The organism is Mammaliicoccus fleurettii, assembly GCF_003970575.1.
Taxonomy (GTDB): domain Bacteria; phylum Bacillota; class Bacilli; order Staphylococcales; family Staphylococcaceae; genus Mammaliicoccus; species Mammaliicoccus fleurettii.
The window spans coordinates 13229-30862 of the sequence record NZ_RXWZ01000063.1; the positions used below are offsets into that span (position 1 = coordinate 13229).

The 17634-nt window shown below is 33.5% G+C and carries 17 protein-coding genes and 1 other RNA gene; 17 read left to right on the forward strand and 1 reads right to left on the reverse strand.

What is annotated here, in order from left to right:
- Positions 1-65 precede the first annotated feature (65 nt).
- Positions 66-215 (forward strand): hypothetical protein, encoded by a 150-nt coding sequence (locus CD129_RS13175; protein ID WP_170167672.1) that lies wholly within the window; start codon positions 66-68, stop codon positions 213-215.
- Positions 216-348: 133 nt separating this feature from the next.
- Positions 349-1290 (forward strand): DNA-binding protein WhiA, encoded by a 942-nt coding sequence (whiA, locus tag CD129_RS05460; RefSeq protein WP_078357406.1) that lies wholly within the window; start codon positions 349-351, stop codon positions 1288-1290.
- A 188-nt stretch (positions 1291-1478) separates the two neighbouring features.
- On the opposite strand, the gene clpP is transcribed toward whiA, so the two are convergent.
- Complete coding sequence (gene clpP / locus CD129_RS05465; protein ID WP_078357407.1) at positions 1479-2069, reverse strand: ATP-dependent Clp endopeptidase proteolytic subunit ClpP; 591 nt, start codon at positions 2067-2069, stop codon at positions 1479-1481.
- A 442-nt stretch (positions 2070-2511) separates the two neighbouring features.
- On the opposite strand from clpP, the gene CD129_RS05470 reads away from it, so the two are divergent.
- The 15 genes from CD129_RS05470 (at position 2512) to CD129_RS05540 (ending at position 17475) form a co-directional block, all read left to right on the forward strand.
- Positions 2512-2757 carry a glutaredoxin family protein gene (locus CD129_RS05470; protein WP_078357408.1) on the forward strand — a complete coding sequence of 82 codons (246 nt, stop codon included), beginning with the start codon at positions 2512-2514 and terminating at the stop codon, positions 2755-2757.
- Between the two features lie 150 nt (positions 2758-2907).
- Positions 2908-3924 (forward strand): sugar-binding transcriptional regulator, encoded by a 1017-nt coding sequence (locus CD129_RS05475; protein ID WP_115337702.1) that lies wholly within the window; start codon positions 2908-2910, stop codon positions 3922-3924.
- Between the two features lie 50 nt (positions 3925-3974).
- Positions 3975-4985, forward strand: coding sequence for a type I glyceraldehyde-3-phosphate dehydrogenase (gap, locus tag CD129_RS05480; protein WP_078357410.1), 1011 nt, complete (start codon positions 3975-3977; stop codon positions 4983-4985).
- Between the two features lie 114 nt (positions 4986-5099).
- Positions 5100-6290 (forward strand): phosphoglycerate kinase, encoded by a 1191-nt coding sequence (locus tag CD129_RS05485; protein ID WP_107508974.1) that lies wholly within the window; start codon positions 5100-5102, stop codon positions 6288-6290.
- A gap of 22 nt (positions 6291-6312) precedes the next feature.
- Entirely contained in the window at positions 6313-7074 is a 762-nt protein-coding gene (tpiA, locus tag CD129_RS05490; RefSeq protein WP_078357412.1) for a triose-phosphate isomerase, read from the forward strand.
- On the forward strand, positions 7074-8606 hold the full coding sequence (gene gpmI / locus CD129_RS05495) for a 2,3-bisphosphoglycerate-independent phosphoglycerate mutase (RefSeq protein ID WP_115337701.1): 1533 nt from the start codon (positions 7074-7076) through the stop codon (positions 8604-8606). Before tpiA ends, gpmI begins: the two co-directional genes overlap by 1 nt.
- A 32-nt stretch (positions 8607-8638) precedes the next feature.
- Positions 8639-9943, forward strand: coding sequence for a phosphopyruvate hydratase (eno, locus tag CD129_RS05500; RefSeq protein WP_078357414.1), 1305 nt, complete (start codon positions 8639-8641; stop codon positions 9941-9943).
- A gap of 427 nt (positions 9944-10370) precedes the next feature.
- The gene (gene aroA, locus CD129_RS05505; protein WP_115337700.1) at positions 10371-11714 is read left to right on the forward strand and encodes a 3-phosphoshikimate 1-carboxyvinyltransferase; all 1344 of its coding nucleotides are present in this window, start codon (positions 10371-10373) and stop codon (positions 11712-11714) included.
- A 69-nt stretch (positions 11715-11783) separates the two neighbouring features.
- Positions 11784-12017, forward strand: coding sequence for a preprotein translocase subunit SecG (gene secG, locus CD129_RS05510; protein ID WP_078357416.1), 234 nt, complete (start codon positions 11784-11786; stop codon positions 12015-12017).
- Between the two features lie 89 nt (positions 12018-12106).
- Complete coding sequence (locus CD129_RS05515; RefSeq protein WP_078357417.1) at positions 12107-12847, forward strand: alpha/beta hydrolase; 741 nt, start codon at positions 12107-12109, stop codon at positions 12845-12847.
- A 34-nt stretch (positions 12848-12881) separates the two neighbouring features.
- Positions 12882-15221, forward strand: coding sequence for a ribonuclease R (gene rnr / locus CD129_RS05520; RefSeq protein ID WP_115337699.1), 2340 nt, complete (start codon positions 12882-12884; stop codon positions 15219-15221).
- A gap of 10 nt (positions 15222-15231) precedes the next feature.
- Positions 15232-15699, forward strand: coding sequence for an SsrA-binding protein SmpB (gene smpB, locus CD129_RS05525; protein ID WP_078358599.1), 468 nt, complete (start codon positions 15232-15234; stop codon positions 15697-15699).
- Positions 15700-15777: 78 nt separating this feature from the next.
- Positions 15778-16135, forward strand: a transfer-messenger RNA (tmRNA) gene (ssrA, locus tag CD129_RS05530).
- A 278-nt stretch (positions 16136-16413) separates the two neighbouring features.
- The gene (locus CD129_RS05535) at positions 16414-16809 is read left to right on the forward strand and encodes a VOC family protein (protein ID WP_115337698.1); all 396 of its coding nucleotides are present in this window, start codon (positions 16414-16416) and stop codon (positions 16807-16809) included.
- Positions 16810-16938: 129 nt separating this feature from the next.
- Entirely contained in the window at positions 16939-17475 is a 537-nt protein-coding gene (locus tag CD129_RS05540; RefSeq protein ID WP_174221871.1) for a GNAT family N-acetyltransferase, read from the forward strand.
- Positions 17476-17634: the final 159 nt, after the last annotated feature.

A 17634-nucleotide genomic window follows, 5' to 3' on the forward strand; every position in this document is an offset into this window, starting at 1 on the left:
TCTATATTTTTATATAGAAATAAAGTAGAATCAATGTAAGAGCTTTCAAAAAGAGGTGATCATTGATGAAGAATGTTCAAATCATGATGGTATTAATAGGTTGTATATTTCTGCTTATTGGTTTAATTGCAAATCAACAAATAGGTATAAGTTTCTTAATAATTGGTTTAATAATGTTGTTATTTGGTGTAATCAAAGAGGCTACAAAAAAATAATCAATTGTATAAGTTGAAAAACTTGATACGCCCGGCTATTCCATGTAAGATAAAATAGATACAAAACGTATGATATGTCTTTCGGCATATCATTATTTTTATGTACATATAAATTAAGAAAGGATGATCTGCTGTGAGCTTTGCTTCAGAAATGAAAAATGAATTAACAAGAATTGAAGTAGATGACTGTTGCGCAAAAGCAGAACTTTCAGCTTTGATTAGAATGAATGGGAATTTGAGTATTTCTAATCAACAATTTGTCATAAATGTACAAACTGAAAATGCAGCGATAGCACGCCGTATATTTTCGCTCATAAAAAAATGCTTCGGAGTGGAAGTAGAATTATTAGTAAGAAAGAAAATGAAACTTAAAAAAAATAATATATATATCAGTAGAATAAAAGTAAAAGCTAAAGAAATATTAGATGAGTTAGGTATACTACAAGAAGGTATGTTTAAACAAGAAATAGATAAAGATATTTTACAAAAAGATTGTTGTAAAAGAAGTTACTTAAGAGGTGCGTTTTTAGCAGGAGGATCGGTGAATAATCCAGAAACATCTTCTTATCACCTTGAAATTTTTTCATTATATGAAGAACATTCAGCGGATTTAACAGCATTAATGAATCAATATGGTTTAAACGCTAAACAGTTAGAACGTAAAAAAGGTTATATCAGTTATTTAAAAGAAGCAGAAAAAATAGCTGACTTTTTAAGCTTAATTGGCGGATATCAAGCATTACTTAAATTTGAAGATGTTAGAATTATTCGTGACATGAGAAATTCTGTAAATAGATTAGTTAATTGCGAAACAGCTAATTTAAATAAAACAGTAAGTGCTGCAATGAAACAAGTAGAAAGCATTAAACTTATAGATAAAGAAATTGGAATCGATAATTTACCGGATCGGTTACGAGAAGTAGCGAAATTAAGAATAGATAACCAAGATGTATCTATCAAAGAATTAGGAGAAATGGTGAGTACAGGAAAAATATCTAAATCAGGTATAAACCATAGACTACGTAAACTCAATGAAATGGCAGATAAAATTAGAAGCGGCGAAACAATAAAATAAGCTAATAAGAAAAAAGCCCAGACATAGTCGATTGCCTGGACTTTTTAATATAGAATTAATGACCTTAGCAAGATGTTAGTTAATCAGAATTTGCAAATTTTAAAAAGAGTCAAGACGTAGATTAATTTCGCCTAAACTACAAAAAAACACCCAAAACTTAAGTTTCGGGTGTTTTTTGTATATTAAATTTATTTCATATCTTCTGGATGCATTACATCATCGATTAAACCGTATTCTTTAGCTTCATCAGCTGTTAAGAAGTTATCACGATCTGTGTCTTTTTCAATTTTTTCAATTGGTTGTCCAGTTCTTTCAGATAAAATTTTGTTTAATTTTTCACGAGTACGTAAAATGTGACGAGCTGCGATTTCAATTTCTGTAGCTTGTCCTTGTGCGCCACCTAATGGTTGGTGAATCATCACTTCACTGTTAGGTAATGCGAAACGTTTACCTTTTGCACCAGCTGATAATAGGAATGAACCCATTGATGCTGCCATACCGATACAAATTGTTTGTACATCTGGTTTAATATGTTGAATTGTATCATAAATAGCAAAACCAGCTGTTACACTTCCGCCTGGTGAGTTAATATATAAATAAATGTCTTTCTCAGAATCTTGTGCTTGTAAAAATAACAATTGTGATACGATTGAGTTCGCTACATTGTCATCAATAGCTGATCCTAACATAATAATGCGGTCTTTCAATAAACGTGAGTAAATATCATAAGCGCGTTCCCCACGATTTGTTGTTTCTATAACTGTTGGTATTAAATTCATCAGTTAAATCCTCCTTTGAATATCTTAATGACCATATCATACACTATAAAGTCAAACATGGTCAAAATATATGACCTACTGATGAATATTATAACTTAAATAGCTGATTTATACACAGGAAATTTGCGACAAATGTTGTCAATGTTTGCATAAATGATATAATAGTTTCCGTAATCAACAAGCTGAGTGCAGTGAATTTGAGTGACTTGCATATTAAAATGTTCACATCTTTTTCGAATGATGTTTTCTGCTTGATTAGTGGTCATAATCCTTCACTCCTTATAGTTGATACTTCTATTATATTCGTAAGATGTTAAGTGATTATAAATTAATAATTAAGATTTATCTCTCCGTAGTGTAAAGGATAACACGCAAGATTCCGGTTCTTGAAATGGGCGTTCGATTCGTCTCGGGGAGGCTTATTATAACGAAGGATGATTTTATGGATATCAAATTTTATATTGGTTCAAATTGCGGTTTATGTGACGATGCAAAAATACAATTAGATTTTTTCAGAGATGAATATGATCATGAAATTAAAATTGTTACTATTAATATAGAAGAAGATGATACATTACATGAAAAATATATGCTTAGAGTACCAGTAGTTGAGTATAACGGTGTTGTCTTACAAGAAGGAAACGTGGATTTTGTTACATTGATTGAGGCGTATGATGAATTGAAATAAAGAGTAACGCATTTATCTTGCAATCTTATAGTCAGGGGTGTATTATAAAACTGTAAACAGATATTATTTTTTTGACCCGCACGGGACGAAAAACGTCTAACCTAGGTTAGATTATGCCCATCTGTTAATCTTAGAGGAGGCGACTTGTTTATGGAAGATTTATTAAAGGTACAACATAGACTCGTTCCTGACTTGATTGACAAGATGTATCGACGCTTTAATATCTTATCGACGATTGAGAAGAAACAACCTATTGGTCGAAGATCGTTAAGTGATGTTATGAATATTACTGAACGGGTATTGAGAACTGAAATTGAAATGTTAAAACAACAAGATTTACTCAGCGTTCAATCAACAGGCATGAAATTGACCGAAACAGGTGAACAAATTCTTGCTTCGTTATCACATTATTTAACACTTTATTCTAGCTTTAATCATATTGAGGATGAAATATTTAATCGATATGGTGTGAAAGCACATATAGTGAGAGGTAATTCGGATTCAGATGAGATGGTTAAAGCAGAAATGGGTAATGTTACAGCAGAACTACTAGAACAGTCATTGTATGATCGAGCTTCAGTTTCAGTAACGGGTGGTTCAACAATGGCTAGAGTTAGTGAGTCATTACATCCATTGAATAAAGACATTTTGTTCACGCCAGCGCGTGGTGGTTTGGGAGAAAACGTAGTATTCCAGGCTAATACAATTTGTGCAAGTATGGCAAATCGAACAGGTGGGTCGTATAAGGTCTTGTATGTTCCTGACCAAGTAAGTGAAAGTTCGTATGAAACGTTGTTGACAGAACCTGCAGTGATAGAGGTGCTTGATGCAATACGTCATTCAGATTTTATAATTCACGGTATTGGTGATGCGCTGAAGATGGCACAAAGAAGAAAAACCTCAGAAGAAGTATTAAGCCAATTGAAACATCATCATGCAGTCGGAGAAGCTTTTGGATATTATTTTAATTCCAAAGGTGAAGTCGTACATCGCGTTAAAACAATCGGTTTGCAACTAGAAGATTTAGCAACTAAGACAAATATTTTTGCAGTAGCAGGGGGTGCTTCTAAAGCAAAAGCTATTAAGGCTTATCTTGAGATAGCACCTAAGAATACTATCCTTATAACAGATGAAGGTGCTGCAAAAGCAATGATTAACTTGGAATAAAAGGTTTAATCGCCTTTTTGAAATAACAAATATAAAGGAGGCCATCAATAATGGCAACTAAAGTAGCAATTAATGGATTTGGCAGAATAGGTCGTTTAGCATTTAGAAGATTACAAGAAGTAGAAAACATCGAAGTAGTAGCAATCAACGATTTAACAGATGACGCAATGTTAGCTCATTTATTAAAATATGATTCTACACAAGGCCGTTTCAAAGACGAAGTAGAAGTTATCGAAGGCGGATTCCGCGTAAACGGTAAAGAAATCAAAACTTTCGAAAATCCTAACCCTAAAGAATTACCATGGGGCGATTTAGATATCGACGTAGTATTAGAATGTACTGGTTTCTTCGCTGACAAAGAAAAAGCTTCAGCTCACATCGATGCAGGTGCTAAAAAAGTATTAATTTCAGCTCCAGCTTCAGGCGATTTAAAAACTATCGTTTATAACGTTAACCATGACGAATTAGATGGTTCAGAAGAAATCGTTTCTGGTGCATCTTGTACAACTAACTGTTTAGCTCCAATGGCTAAAGTATTAAATGATCAATACGGTATCGTAGAAGGTTTAATGATGACTATCCACGCATACACTGGTGACCAAAATACTTTAGACGCTCCACATTCTAAAGGTGACTTCCGTCGTGCTCGTGCTGCGGCTCAAAACATCGTACCTAACTCAACTGGTGCTGCTAAAGCTATCGGCTTAGTAATTCCAGAATTAAAAGGTAAATTAGATGGATCAGCTCAACGTGTACCAGTAGCAACTGGTTCAGTAACTGAATTAACTGCAGTATTAGACAAAGAAGTTTCAGTAGAAGAAATCAATGCAGCAATGAAAAATGCTACAAATGATTCATTCGGTTACACTGAAGATGAAATCGTATCTTCTGATATCATTGGTATCACTTACGGTTCATTATTCGATGCAACTCAAACTCGTGTAATGACTGTTGGAGATCGTCAATTAGTTAAAACTGTATCTTGGTATGACAATGAAATGTCTTACACTTCACAATTAGTTCGTACTTTAGAATATTTAGCAGCTCAAGCTAACAAATAATTTAAATAAATGAACTAAATAGGTTATGCTTATAAGTAAGCGGGGAGCACATCGCTTCTCCGCTTATTTTTAATCATGTTGTATTTTCTATTATCTAGAGGAGGAAGACAAATCATGTCAAAGAAGAATGTTAAAGACGTAGATTTAAAAGGTAAAAAAGTACTTGTAAGAGCAGATTTTAATGTACCAATGAAAGATGGTGCAATTACAAACGACAACAGAATCGTTCAAGCGCTTCCTACAATAAAATACATTATCGAGCAAGGCGGTAAAGTAATTTTATTCTCACATTTAGGTAAAGTGAAAACTGAAGAAGACAAAAAAGAATTATCACTTAAACCAGTAGCAGAACGCTTAAGTGAACTATTAAATAAAGAAGTAACATTTGTACCAGAAACACGTGGAGAAAAATTAGAAAATGCTATCGATACATTAGCTGAAGGCGATGTATTAGTATTTGAAAATACACGTTTCGAAGATGTTGATGGTAAAAAAGAATCTAAAAATGATTCTGAGTTAGGTAAATATTGGGCTTCATTAGGTGACGTGTTCATTAATGATGCATTCGGTACAGCTCACCGTGAACATGCTTCAAATGTTGGTATCGCATCTAACATTGAAACAGCATCTGGTTTCTTAATGGATAAAGAAATCAAATTTATCGGTGGCGTTGTAAGTGAACCAGAACGTCCTTTAGTAGCAATTTTAGGTGGAGCGAAAGTTTCAGATAAAATTGGTGTAATTGAAAACTTATTAACTATTGCAGATAAAGTTATTATCGGTGGCGGAATGGCTTATACATTCTTCAAAGCTCAAGGTAAAGAAATAGGATTATCACTTTTAGAAGAAGATAAAGTTGATTTTGCTAAAGAATTACTTGAACGTGCTGGCGACAAAATTATCTTACCAATAGATTGTAAAGTAGCGAAAGAATTTTCAAATGACGCTGAAATTACGGTCGTTTCTGCTGATGAAATTCCAGCTGATCAAGAATCAATGGATATCGGTCCTAAATCAGTTGAATTGTTTAGTGAAGCATTAGAAGGTGCAAACACAGTAGTATGGAACGGACCTATGGGTGTGTTTGAATTAAGTAACTTTGCTAAAGGTACAATTGGTGTATGTAAAGCAATTGCTAGCTTAGAAAATGCAACAACAATTATCGGTGGTGGAGATTCTGCAGCAGCTGCTATGGACTTAGGATTTGCTGATGACTTTTCACACATTTCAACAGGTGGCGGAGCTTCTCTAGAATACTTAGAAGGTAAAGAACTACCTGGCATCGTAGCTATTTCTGAAAAATAATCATAAAAGGAGTTTTTATATCATGAGAAAACCAATTATCGCAGGTAACTGGAAAATGAATAAAACAGTTCAAGAAGCAAAAGATTTTGTTAATGAACTACCAGCATTACCAGATACTAACGAGGTAGATTCAGTAATTTGTGCACCAACTTTACAATTAGATGCACTTGTTAATTTAACTAAAGAAGGCGTAGCACAAGGCTTACAAATTGGTGCTCAAAATGCATACTTTGAAGATAATGGAGCATTCACTGGTGAAACTTCTCCAGCAGCACTTGAAGATTTAGGCGTTAAATATGTAGTATTAGGACATTCTGAACGTCGTGAATACTTCGGTGAAACTGACGAAGATGTTAATAAAAAAGCATTAGCAGTATTTTCTCATAATATGACACCAATCATTTGTGTTGGTGAAACATTAGAAGAAAGAGAAGCTGGTAAAGCTGAATCAGTAGTAGGCGGTCAGGTAGAAGCAGCACTTAAAGGATTTTCTAAAGATCAAGTAAAATCTACAGTAATCGCTTATGAACCTATTTGGGCAATTGGTACTGGTAAATCTTCTACTTCAGAAGATGCAAACCAAATGTGTGCACACGTACGTAACGTTGTAGCAGGAGCTTTCTCTCCAGAAGAAGCAGAGGCTTTACGTGTTCAATACGGCGGTAGTGTTAAACCAGAAAATATTAAAGAATATATGGCTCAATCAGATATCGATGGCGCATTAGTTGGCGGCGCTTCATTAAAAGTTGATTCATTCGTTGCATTATTAGAGGGTGCTAAATAATGGCTAAACAACCAACAGCGCTTATCATTCTTGACGGTTTTGCTAATCGTGAAGAAGAGCATGGTAATGCGGTAAAACAAGCCAACAAACCAAATTTTGATAGATATTACAACAAATATCCACATAATGAATTATCTGCATGTGGCTTAGATGTTGGTCTACCAGAAGGACAAATGGGTAATTCTGAAGTAGGTCATTTAAATATTGGTGCTGGTAGAGTCGTATACCAAAGTTTAACAAGAATAAATAAATCGATTGAAGATGGCGATTTCTTTGAAATTGAAGAATTAAAAGCAGCGATGAACCATGTCGTTAAAAATGATTCTACATTACATTTAATGGGTCTATTATCTGATGGCGGTGTACACAGCCACTATAAACATTTATTTGCACTTTTAGAATTAGCGAAAAAACAAGGCGTTAAAAAATTATATGTACACGGTTTTCTTGATGGACGTGACGTTGATCAAAAATCTGCTCTTAAATTTATTGAAGAAACAGAAGATAAATTTAAAGAAATAGGTATCGGTCAATTCGCTTCAATTTCTGGTCGTTATTATGCAATGGACAGAGATAATCGTTGGGATCGTGAAGAAAAAGCTTATGATGCTATGTCTAATGGTGAAGGTCCTGTCTTCAAAACTGCCATTGAAGGTGTAGAATCAAATTATAAAGAAGGTTTAACAGATGAATTTGTCGTGCCATTTATCGTTAAAGACGAAGAAAAAAATGTTGAAAACACTGGTGTTAACAGCCATGATTCAATAATATTCTTTAACTTCCGTCCTGATAGAGCGGCTCAACTTAGTCAAGTTTATACAAATGAAAAATTCGAAGGTTTCGAACTTAAACGTAAACTAGAAGATTTATACTTTGTAACATTCACAAACTACAGTGACGATGTATTCGCTGAAGTTGCATTTAAACCAGTTGATATTAAAAATACTATCGGTGAAGTTGCTGAAAAGCATAACTTAAACCAACTTAGAATTGCAGAAACTGAAAAATTCCCTCATGTAACATACTTTATGAGTGGTGGTAATCATTCAGAGTTTAAAGGTGAACGTCGCGTTCTTATCGACTCACCAAAAGTTGCAACTTATGACTTGAAACCTGAAATGAGTGCTTACGAAGTTAAAGATGCATTAATTGGTGAATTAGATAAAGGTGATTTAGATTTAATTATCTTAAACTTTGCTAATCCTGATATGGTAGGACATAGTGGTATGCTTGAACCTACTATCAAAGCAATTGAAGCAGTCGATGAATGTTTAGGTGAAGTAGTAGATAAGATTTTATCAATGAATGGTACAGCTATCATTACAGCAGACCATGGTAACTCTGATGAAGTGTTAACAGATAGTGAATCACCTATGACAACTCATACAACAAACCCTGTTCCTGTTATAGTTACAAAAGAAGGGGTAGAAGTTAGAAGTGGTGGTCGTCTTGCTGACTTAGCACCAACACTACTAGACTTACTTGGAGTAGAACAACCAGAAGATATGACTGGAAAAACATTAATTAAATAATAATCAATTAACATTATAAAGGAGTTTTAATTATGCCAATTATTACAGATATTTATGCACGCGAAGTTTTAGATTCACGTGGTAATCCAACAGTAGAAGTAGAAGTATTAACTGAAAGTGGGGCTTTTGGTAGAGCATTAGTACCATCAGGAGCTTCAACAGGTGAATACGAAGCAGTAGAATTACGTGACGGAGACAAAGAACGTTATTTAGGTAAAGGTGTTCTTAAAGCTGTAGAAAACGTTAACGAAATCATTGCACCAGAAATTATTGAAGGTGAATTCTCAGTATTAGAACAAGTTTCTATCGATAAATTAATGATCGCTTTAGATGGTACACCTAACAAAGCTAAATTTGGTGCTAATGCTATCCTTGGTGTTTCTATGGCTGTAGCTCGTGCTGCATCTGATTTCTTAGGACAACCTTTATATAAATATCTTGGTGGATTCAATGGTGTTCAATTACCAGTTCCAATGATGAACATTGTAAACGGTGGTTCTCACTCAGACGCACCAATCGCATTCCAAGAATTCATGATTTTACCAGTTGGAGCTCCAACATTTAAAGAAGCTTTACGTTGGGGAGCAGAAATCTTCCATAACTTAGCTAAAATCTTAAAATCTCGTGGATTAGTAACTGCAGTAGGTGACGAAGGTGGTTTCGCTCCTAAATTTGAAGGTACTGAAGATGGCGTTGAAACAATATTAGAAGCTATTAAAGCTGTTGGTTTAGAGCCAGGTAAAGATGTATTCTTAGGATTTGACTGTGCAGCTTCAGAATTCTTCGAAAATGGCGTTTATGACTACGCTAAATTTGAAGGTGAAAACGGTGCTAAACGTTCTTCAGAAGAACAAGTAGACTTCTTAGAAGAATTAGTTAACAAATACCCAATTATCACTATTGAAGATGGTATGGACGAAAACGATTGGGACGGATGGAAAATCCTTACTGAACGTATCGGCGACCGTGTACAATTAGTAGGTGACGACTTATTCGTTACTAACACTGAAAAATTATCTGAAGGTATCGAAAAAGGTATCGGTAACTCAATCTTAATTAAAGTTAACCAAATCGGTACATTAACAGAAACATTCGAAGCAATCGAAATGGCTCAAAAAGCTGGTTACACTGCAGTAATCTCACACCGTTCAGGTGAAACAGAAGATACTACAATTTCTGATATCGCAGTAGCAACAAACGCTGGTCAAATCAAAACAGGTTCTTTATCAAGAACTGACCGTATTGCTAAATACAACCAATTATTACGTATCGAAGACGAATTATTTGAAACAGGTAAATTTGAAGGAATCAAAGCTTTCTATAACTTATCAAAATAATTGAGCATATAAAATGATTTATAAAGAGCACAAAAGGTGTAGACTCACCTTTTGTGCTTTTTTATTTTGAATAAATAAAGTGAGGTAGCTCGTGAACTTATCAAGACGTGGCAGACATGATAAATAGAGAGGCTTAATATTGCAAGACATGGTAAACATGATAAATAGAGCGGTTGAATATTGCAAGACGAGGCTAACATGATAAATAGAAGGCGTGAATTTATCAAGACATGGCAAACATGATAAATAGAGAGGCTGAATATTGCAAGACTCGCACAACATGATAAATAGAGCCTTACTTCACTACACAAAAATACATTAACTCACGACATATTCTTTAACGCTTTAAACTAGCAATATTTTGTCGTTTCATTCCATATCAAAATGTTCTATAATAGAGACAATGAATTTTTTAGGAGGATCATAGATGACGATTAATTTAAAAAGTGCTAAATCACCATGGTCTAGTTTAGATGGAGTAGAAGCATTAACACTTCATCCTATCAACCAATCTTTTAATAAAGAAGTAATTATTCCAGGAAGTAAAAGTGTAACTAATCGTGCTTTTATATTAGCAGGATTTAGTAATGGCACTTCAAAATTATCTGGATACTTAAAAAGTGATGATACGTATTGGTGTATGGAATCATTGAAAAAATTAGGTGCTACTTTCAAATTTATCGAAGATGAGATTCATATAACAGGAATTAATCATGCAGAATTGCCAGATAAGCAGCAAATATTTATTGGTTCTGCTGGTACTACTGCGAGATTCTTACCAGGTATATTAGGTACACAAGAAAAAAGTGAAATTACAGTTACTTCAACTGAACAATTAGCAGTAAGACCTCATCAAACACTTCATGAAGCATTACAACAACTTGGAGTAGAGGTTAAATATCTTGAAGAAGAAGGTCAATTACCTATTACTATAAAAGGTACAGCGCAAACAGGTGGAAAAGTTTCAATTGCTGGTAACCAATCGAGTCAATTTATTAGTGGATTATTAATGGCTGCTCCTTTATTTAATCGTCCAACTGAAATAGAATTAACTACTAATATTGTTCAAAGTGCTTACGTTGATATAACAATTGAGATGATGCACCAATTTGGAATTAATGTTGATGTCTCAGATGACTATAAACATTTGAAAGTTGAACAAGGTCAATATCAACCAGCTACATTACCTTTAGAAGCTGATTTATCAACTGCTTGTTATTTTATGGCGTTGGCTGCACTAAATAAATCAACAATTAAAATCAATCATTTAAACATGGAAAGTCATCAACCTGATTTAGAAGTTGTAGATATTCTTGAGAGAATGGGCGCAACTGTTGAAAAAGGTTCTGACTACGTCGTAATTTCTGGTCCTGAACAATTAAAAGGTCATTTAACGATAGATATGAATGCATGTTCTGACCAAGCTTTAACAATTGGTACGTTAGCTGCTTTTGCTGATGGTCCAATTACGATTACAGGAGTTGAGCATATTCGTCATCATGAATGTAATCGTGTTTCAGCATTAACTGAAAGTCTTTCTAAATTAGGTATTGATGTAGTTGAACATCAAGATGGATGGACTATCACGCCAGGTCAAATTGAAGCAGCGACTTTAGACACATTTGACGATCATCGAGTAGCTATGTCACTAAGTTTAGTTGGTACTAAAATTGATGGAGTTAAGTTGCTAGACCCATCATGTGTTTCTAAGACTTGTCCGACTTATTTTGAAATGTTAAAATCATTAGGTATTTCAGTTGAGTATAATTAACGAAAACTTGAGTGAATAATGTAAATATGCTATAATTCTACTGTTATAATAGACAGGAGGACCGAGTCCATGCATACATTTTTAATCGTCTTATTAATCATCGTTTGTATTGCATTGATTACCGTCGTGTTACTTCAAGAAGGTAAAAGTACTGGATTATCTGGTGCAATTAGTGGCGGAGCAGAACAATTATTTGGAAAACAAAAACAACGTGGAGTAGATTTATTTTTACACAGAGTTACAATTATTTTATCAATTTTATTTTTCTTATTAATGTTAGCAATAACTTACTTTAAAATGTAGTGGTCCGACTGTCTTGTCGGACTTTTTTGTTTGTTTACAAGTAAAAAAACGATACAATAGAACTAGATTATGTTAAAGGAAGGTCGATCATGAGAATTCAATTACCTAAACCTTTCTTCTTTGAAGAAGGAAAGAGAGCAGTTCTACTTTTACATGGATTCACAGGTAATTCATCAGATGTTAGACAACTAGGACGATACTTACAGAAAAAAGGATATACATCATATGCACCACACTATGAAGGTCATGGTAGACCTCCCGAAGAGATATTAGAATCCAGCCCATATGTATGGTTTAAAGATTGTCTAGATGCCTATGATTTCTTGGAAGAAAAAGGTTATACTGAAATAGCAGTAGCCGGACTTTCACTAGGTGGCGTTTTTAGTTTAAAATTAAGTTTAAAAAGAGATGTAAAAGGTATTATAACAATGTGTTCCCCTATGTTTATAAAAACAGAAGGCACAATGTTTGAAGGTGTATTAGAATACGCTAGAGAATTTAAGAAGTATGAAGGAAAAACACCTGAACAAATTGAACAGGAAATGAAACATTTTCATCCAACAAATACTTTGACTGAATTGCAAGATACAATTCAAGGTGTAAGAGATCAAGTTGATGAAGTGTTTGATCCTTTATTTGTCGTTCAAGGTAGACAAGATGAAATGATTAATCCTGATTCAGCTAATATTATTTACAATGAATCATCATCAGATGATAAAAATATTAAATGGTATGAAGAATCTGGTCACGTTATAACAATCGGACAAGAAAAAGAAAAAGTATTCGAAGACGTGTATCAGTTCTTAGAATCATTAGATTGGTCCGAATAAGACATCATAATATAAACGAGAAAGGAGGCCCACTATGAATCTAAGAGAAGAAGTTGAAGAAATCATCAATGATAAAGAATACAGTCCAATGACAGTAAGTGAATTTCAAGACGTAATGGGACTCAATAATGCTGATTCATTTAAAGAATTAATTAAAGTTCTAGTTGATTTAGAACAAACGGGTCAACTAGAAAGAACAAAGACGGATAGATATAAGAAGACAAGAGATAAATCAGATCTTGTTAAAGGTACATTGAGTCAACATAAGAAAGGTTTTGCATTTTTAAGACCTGAAGATGATACAATCGAGGATATTTTCATACCACCTAACCAAATTAATAAAGCAATGGATGGTGATGAAGTATTAGTAGAAGTTGTGCCATCTCGTGGTGACCATAAAGGTAAAATAGAAGGAAGAGTTAAAGCAATTACAACTCGTAATATTACGCAAGTAGTAGGTACATATACTGAAGCTAAGCATTTTGGCTTCGTATTACCAGATGATAAGCGTATCACTCAAGATATCTTTATCCCTAAAGGTAAAAATCTTGGTGCGATTGAAGGTCATAAAGTATTAGTAGAAATAACTGAATATGCTGATGGTTCACATAATCCTGAAGGGCATGTGAAGGCGATTCTTGGTCATAAAAATGATCCAGGTGTTGATATATTATCTATAATTTATCAACATGGTATCAATATTGAGTTTCCTGATAGTGTTATTGCAGAAGCTAAAAATGTACCCGATCAAATTAAACCTGATGAAATAAAAGATAGACGTGATTTAAGAGACGAACTGACAATAACAATTGATGGTGCAGATGCTAAAGACTTAGATGATGCTGTATCTATTAAAGCGCTTGATAATGGTTTAACAGAGCTTACGGTTAGTATTGCTGACGTCAGTTATTATGTGACTAAAAATAGTGAATTAGATAATGAAGCTTACGATAGAGCAACAAGTGTTTATCTTGTAGATAGAGTTATTCCAATGATTCCACATAGATTGAGTAATGGTATATGTTCATTAAACCCTAATGAAGATAGATTAACTTTAAGCTGTAGAATGGAAATTAACCAACAAGGTGAAGTGGTAAGTCATGATATTTTTGAAAGTGTGATCCACTCTGATTATAGAATGACTTATACCGATGTAAATTCTATTATTGAAAATGAAGATCAAGATATCCGAAATCAATATGCTGAAATTACACCAATGCTTGATTTAGCTCAACAATTATCACAACAATTAATCGCTAAACGTAAAAGACGTGGTGAAATTGATTTTGATATTAAAGAAGCACAAGTATTAGTAGATGAAGATGGCATACCAACTGACATTAAAGTAAGAGAAAGAAATGATGCTGAAAGATTAATCGAAAGCTTTATGTTATCTGCTAACGAAACAATCGCTGAGCATTTTAGTAAACTTGAAGTACCATTTATCTATCGTGTCCATGAAAATCCTAAAGCAGAAAGATTAAATAAGTTCTTTGAATTTATTGCTAATTTTGGTCTTGCTGTTAAAGGATCAAGTGAAGATATTCATCCATCAACATTACAAAAAATTGTTCAAGAAGTTGCTGGCCAAAAAGAAGAAATGGTTATTTCTACATTAATGTTAAGAAGTATGCAACAAGCTAGATACAGTGAAGATAATTTAGGACACTTTGGTTTGTCAGCTGATTATTATACACATTTCACATCACCAATTAGAAGATATCCTGACTTAATCGTCCATAGATTAATACGTAAATATTTAATCGATAAGTCTATGAATAGTAAAAATATTAGACATTGGGAAGAAGTGTTACCTAATATAGCTGAACATACATCTAAACGTGAAAGAAGAGCAATTGATGCAGAACGCGATACAGACGACTTGAAGAAATCAGAATACATGATACAACATGTAGGAGAAGTATTCACAGGTATTATAAGTTCTGTTGCTAACTTTGGTATGTTCGTTGAATTAGAGAACACAATAGAAGGTATGGTACACATCTCTAACTTAACAGATGACTATTATAATTTTGATGAGAAGAACATGGCTATTATAGGTGAACGCCAAGCTAAAGTATTTAGAATTGGTGACAAAGTGGAAGTTAAAGTAATTAACGTTAACGTTGATGAAAGAATGATAGATTTACAAGTTGTAGGTATGCCAATAGCTGAAAAAAATAGAGAACGATTGGCGAGAGAAAAAACAATCAAAGCCAAAAAACGTACTACATCTAAAGAAGGTGACAAGCCTAATCATCATAAAAAAGGCAGAGCAAAAGGTAAACAAGGCGGTAGACAAGATAACAAAGACAAAAAGCCTTATTACAAAGCTAAAAATGTAAAAAATAAAGCAAGAGGCAAGAAAAAATAGAAAGTAGGTGATGGATGTGCCAAAAGTTCAAAGCAAACCATTAGCGCAAAATCGTAAAGCAAGCCATGATTATACAATAGAAGATACGGTTGAAGCGGGAATTGTCCTTCAAGGTACTGAAATCAAATCCATTCGCCGAGGTAGTGCAAACTTAAAAGATTCATACGCACGTGTTTACAACGGAGAAATGTACGTATACAACATGCATATTGCACCGTACGAAGAAGGAAATAGATTTAACCATGATCCATTGAGAAATCGTAAATTACTTTTAAAAAGAAAAGAAATCGATAAACTCTTTGGTATTACAAGAGAAAAAGGGTATGCATTAATACCACTTAAGCTCTACATTAAACACGGTTACTGTAAAGTGCTTTTAGGAGTAGCAAAAGGTAAGCGTGACTATGATAAACGACATGCTTTGAAAGAAAAAGAAGCAAAACGTGACGTTGAAAGAGCAATGAAACAAAGATATTAAATAATTTTATTGATAAATCAATAAAAAATTGTTAAGATTAAATATACTTCTGCTAAAAAGAAGTATATTTCTTATTGAGGGGACGTTACGGATTCGACAGGGGTCCCCGAGCTTATGAAGCGTGTCGGAGGGTTGTCTTCGTCATCAACACAACAGTTATAATAACTGGCAAACAACAAAACTTAGCAGTAGCTGCGTAATAGCACTCTGCATCACCTAACAGCATCGCCTATGTGCTGTTAACGTGATTCAACTTTAAGTAGGATACGCTCGTCACTGCCGTTTGAAGTCTGACGAGAAGAGATTAATCAAACTAGCGTTGTAATAGGGTGTCAGCCCCCTGATACAACGCGAAACAATAAAGACTTGACTACACACGTAGAAACATTTGTATCAGGATCTCTGGACGCGGGTTCAACTCCCGCCGTCTCCATTATATAGCTCTCAGCCCTTGTGGTTGAGGGCTTTTTATTTTTGGATGCACAGAATGGATGTAACAACCGAATCACGGTCATTGATAAGTTACAGGTAGATTTATATAATATACATCATAATAAGCATATAGAACGTATTGAACAGCGGGAAAAAATATTTACAAATAGACAATATACTTTCCGCATCCACTCTTCGTAGTGGTTATTTTTATGTGTATTTATGTTAGAATATTCAGTAAATAAAACGAAGATAAATTTTTAAAAATAGTGGGTGGCTGTAATGAGTGGTGCTATACATCATATAGAAATATATGTAGAAGATATAAATAAAACTAGAAAGTTTTATGAATGGTTATTACCTGAGTTAGGTTATAAGTTATACCAAGATTGGGAAAATGGTTTTAGTTTTAAATTAGATAAAACTTATATTGTTTTTGTAGAAGTCGAAGAAGAGTATAGAAAATATGGTTACCATAGAAAAAGAATAGGATTAAATCACATAGCTTTCAGTGTTTCAAATAGAAATAAAGTAGATAATATAAGTAATATTTTATTAGAGAACGGCATGAATATTTTGTATGAAGATAAACACCCATATGCTGGCGGTAAAAATCATTATGCTGTTTACTTCGAAGACCCAGATAGAATTAAGCTAGAAATCGTTAGTGAGGAGTGAATATTTCATTATTTGCTCACTCTCTTTATGTGATAGAATTTAATAAATGTAAAAGACTATATAAATGAATAGATGAGTAAGTTTAATTATTTATAGTAAAAACAATCTAAAATTGAGTAGGTGATTAATTTGGAAAAAACAACAATAAGAGTTACAGAAAATATATTATTAAGAGATGCAAAATTAAGTGATGTTGAAGATTATTTAAGTGTTCCTTTTGATAAAGAATTATTAAAAATGTATGGTTCATCATTAGATCATCGTACTGAAAAGTCTAGAGAAAAAGCTGAACTTTGGATTGAAGAGATAAATAGCAACCCATTAGAGTGGGTTATCGATTATGAAGATGTTTTTATTGGACAAGTTAGTCTAAAACTTGAAGAAGAAGATAATAAAGCAAGATTTGCTATCGGTATATTTAATCCGAACTATTGGGGAAAAAGGATAGGAACTAGCGTCACCAAGGTAATATTAAATTATGGTTTTAATACATTAAACTTAAATAAAATATATTTAAGAGTATTGGATTATAATGAACGTGCCATTAATTCATATAAAAAAGCTGGGTTTATTGAAGAAGGCCGAGATAGAAAAGGTGCTTTAATAAATAATCAATATCATACAGATATTTATATGGGGATATTGAAAGATGAATATAAAGAATAAACCCACTTTAATTTGAACTGTACCCTGTCAAGTAGACAACTAAATAATAAAAATGGATTTTTGGTCGAGTTCATAGCTAAGCTATGGATTCGGCCATTTTTAATGTAATTCTATTAGTATTATAAAAATGGATATACTTAGTTAATTCATTTACTGCCT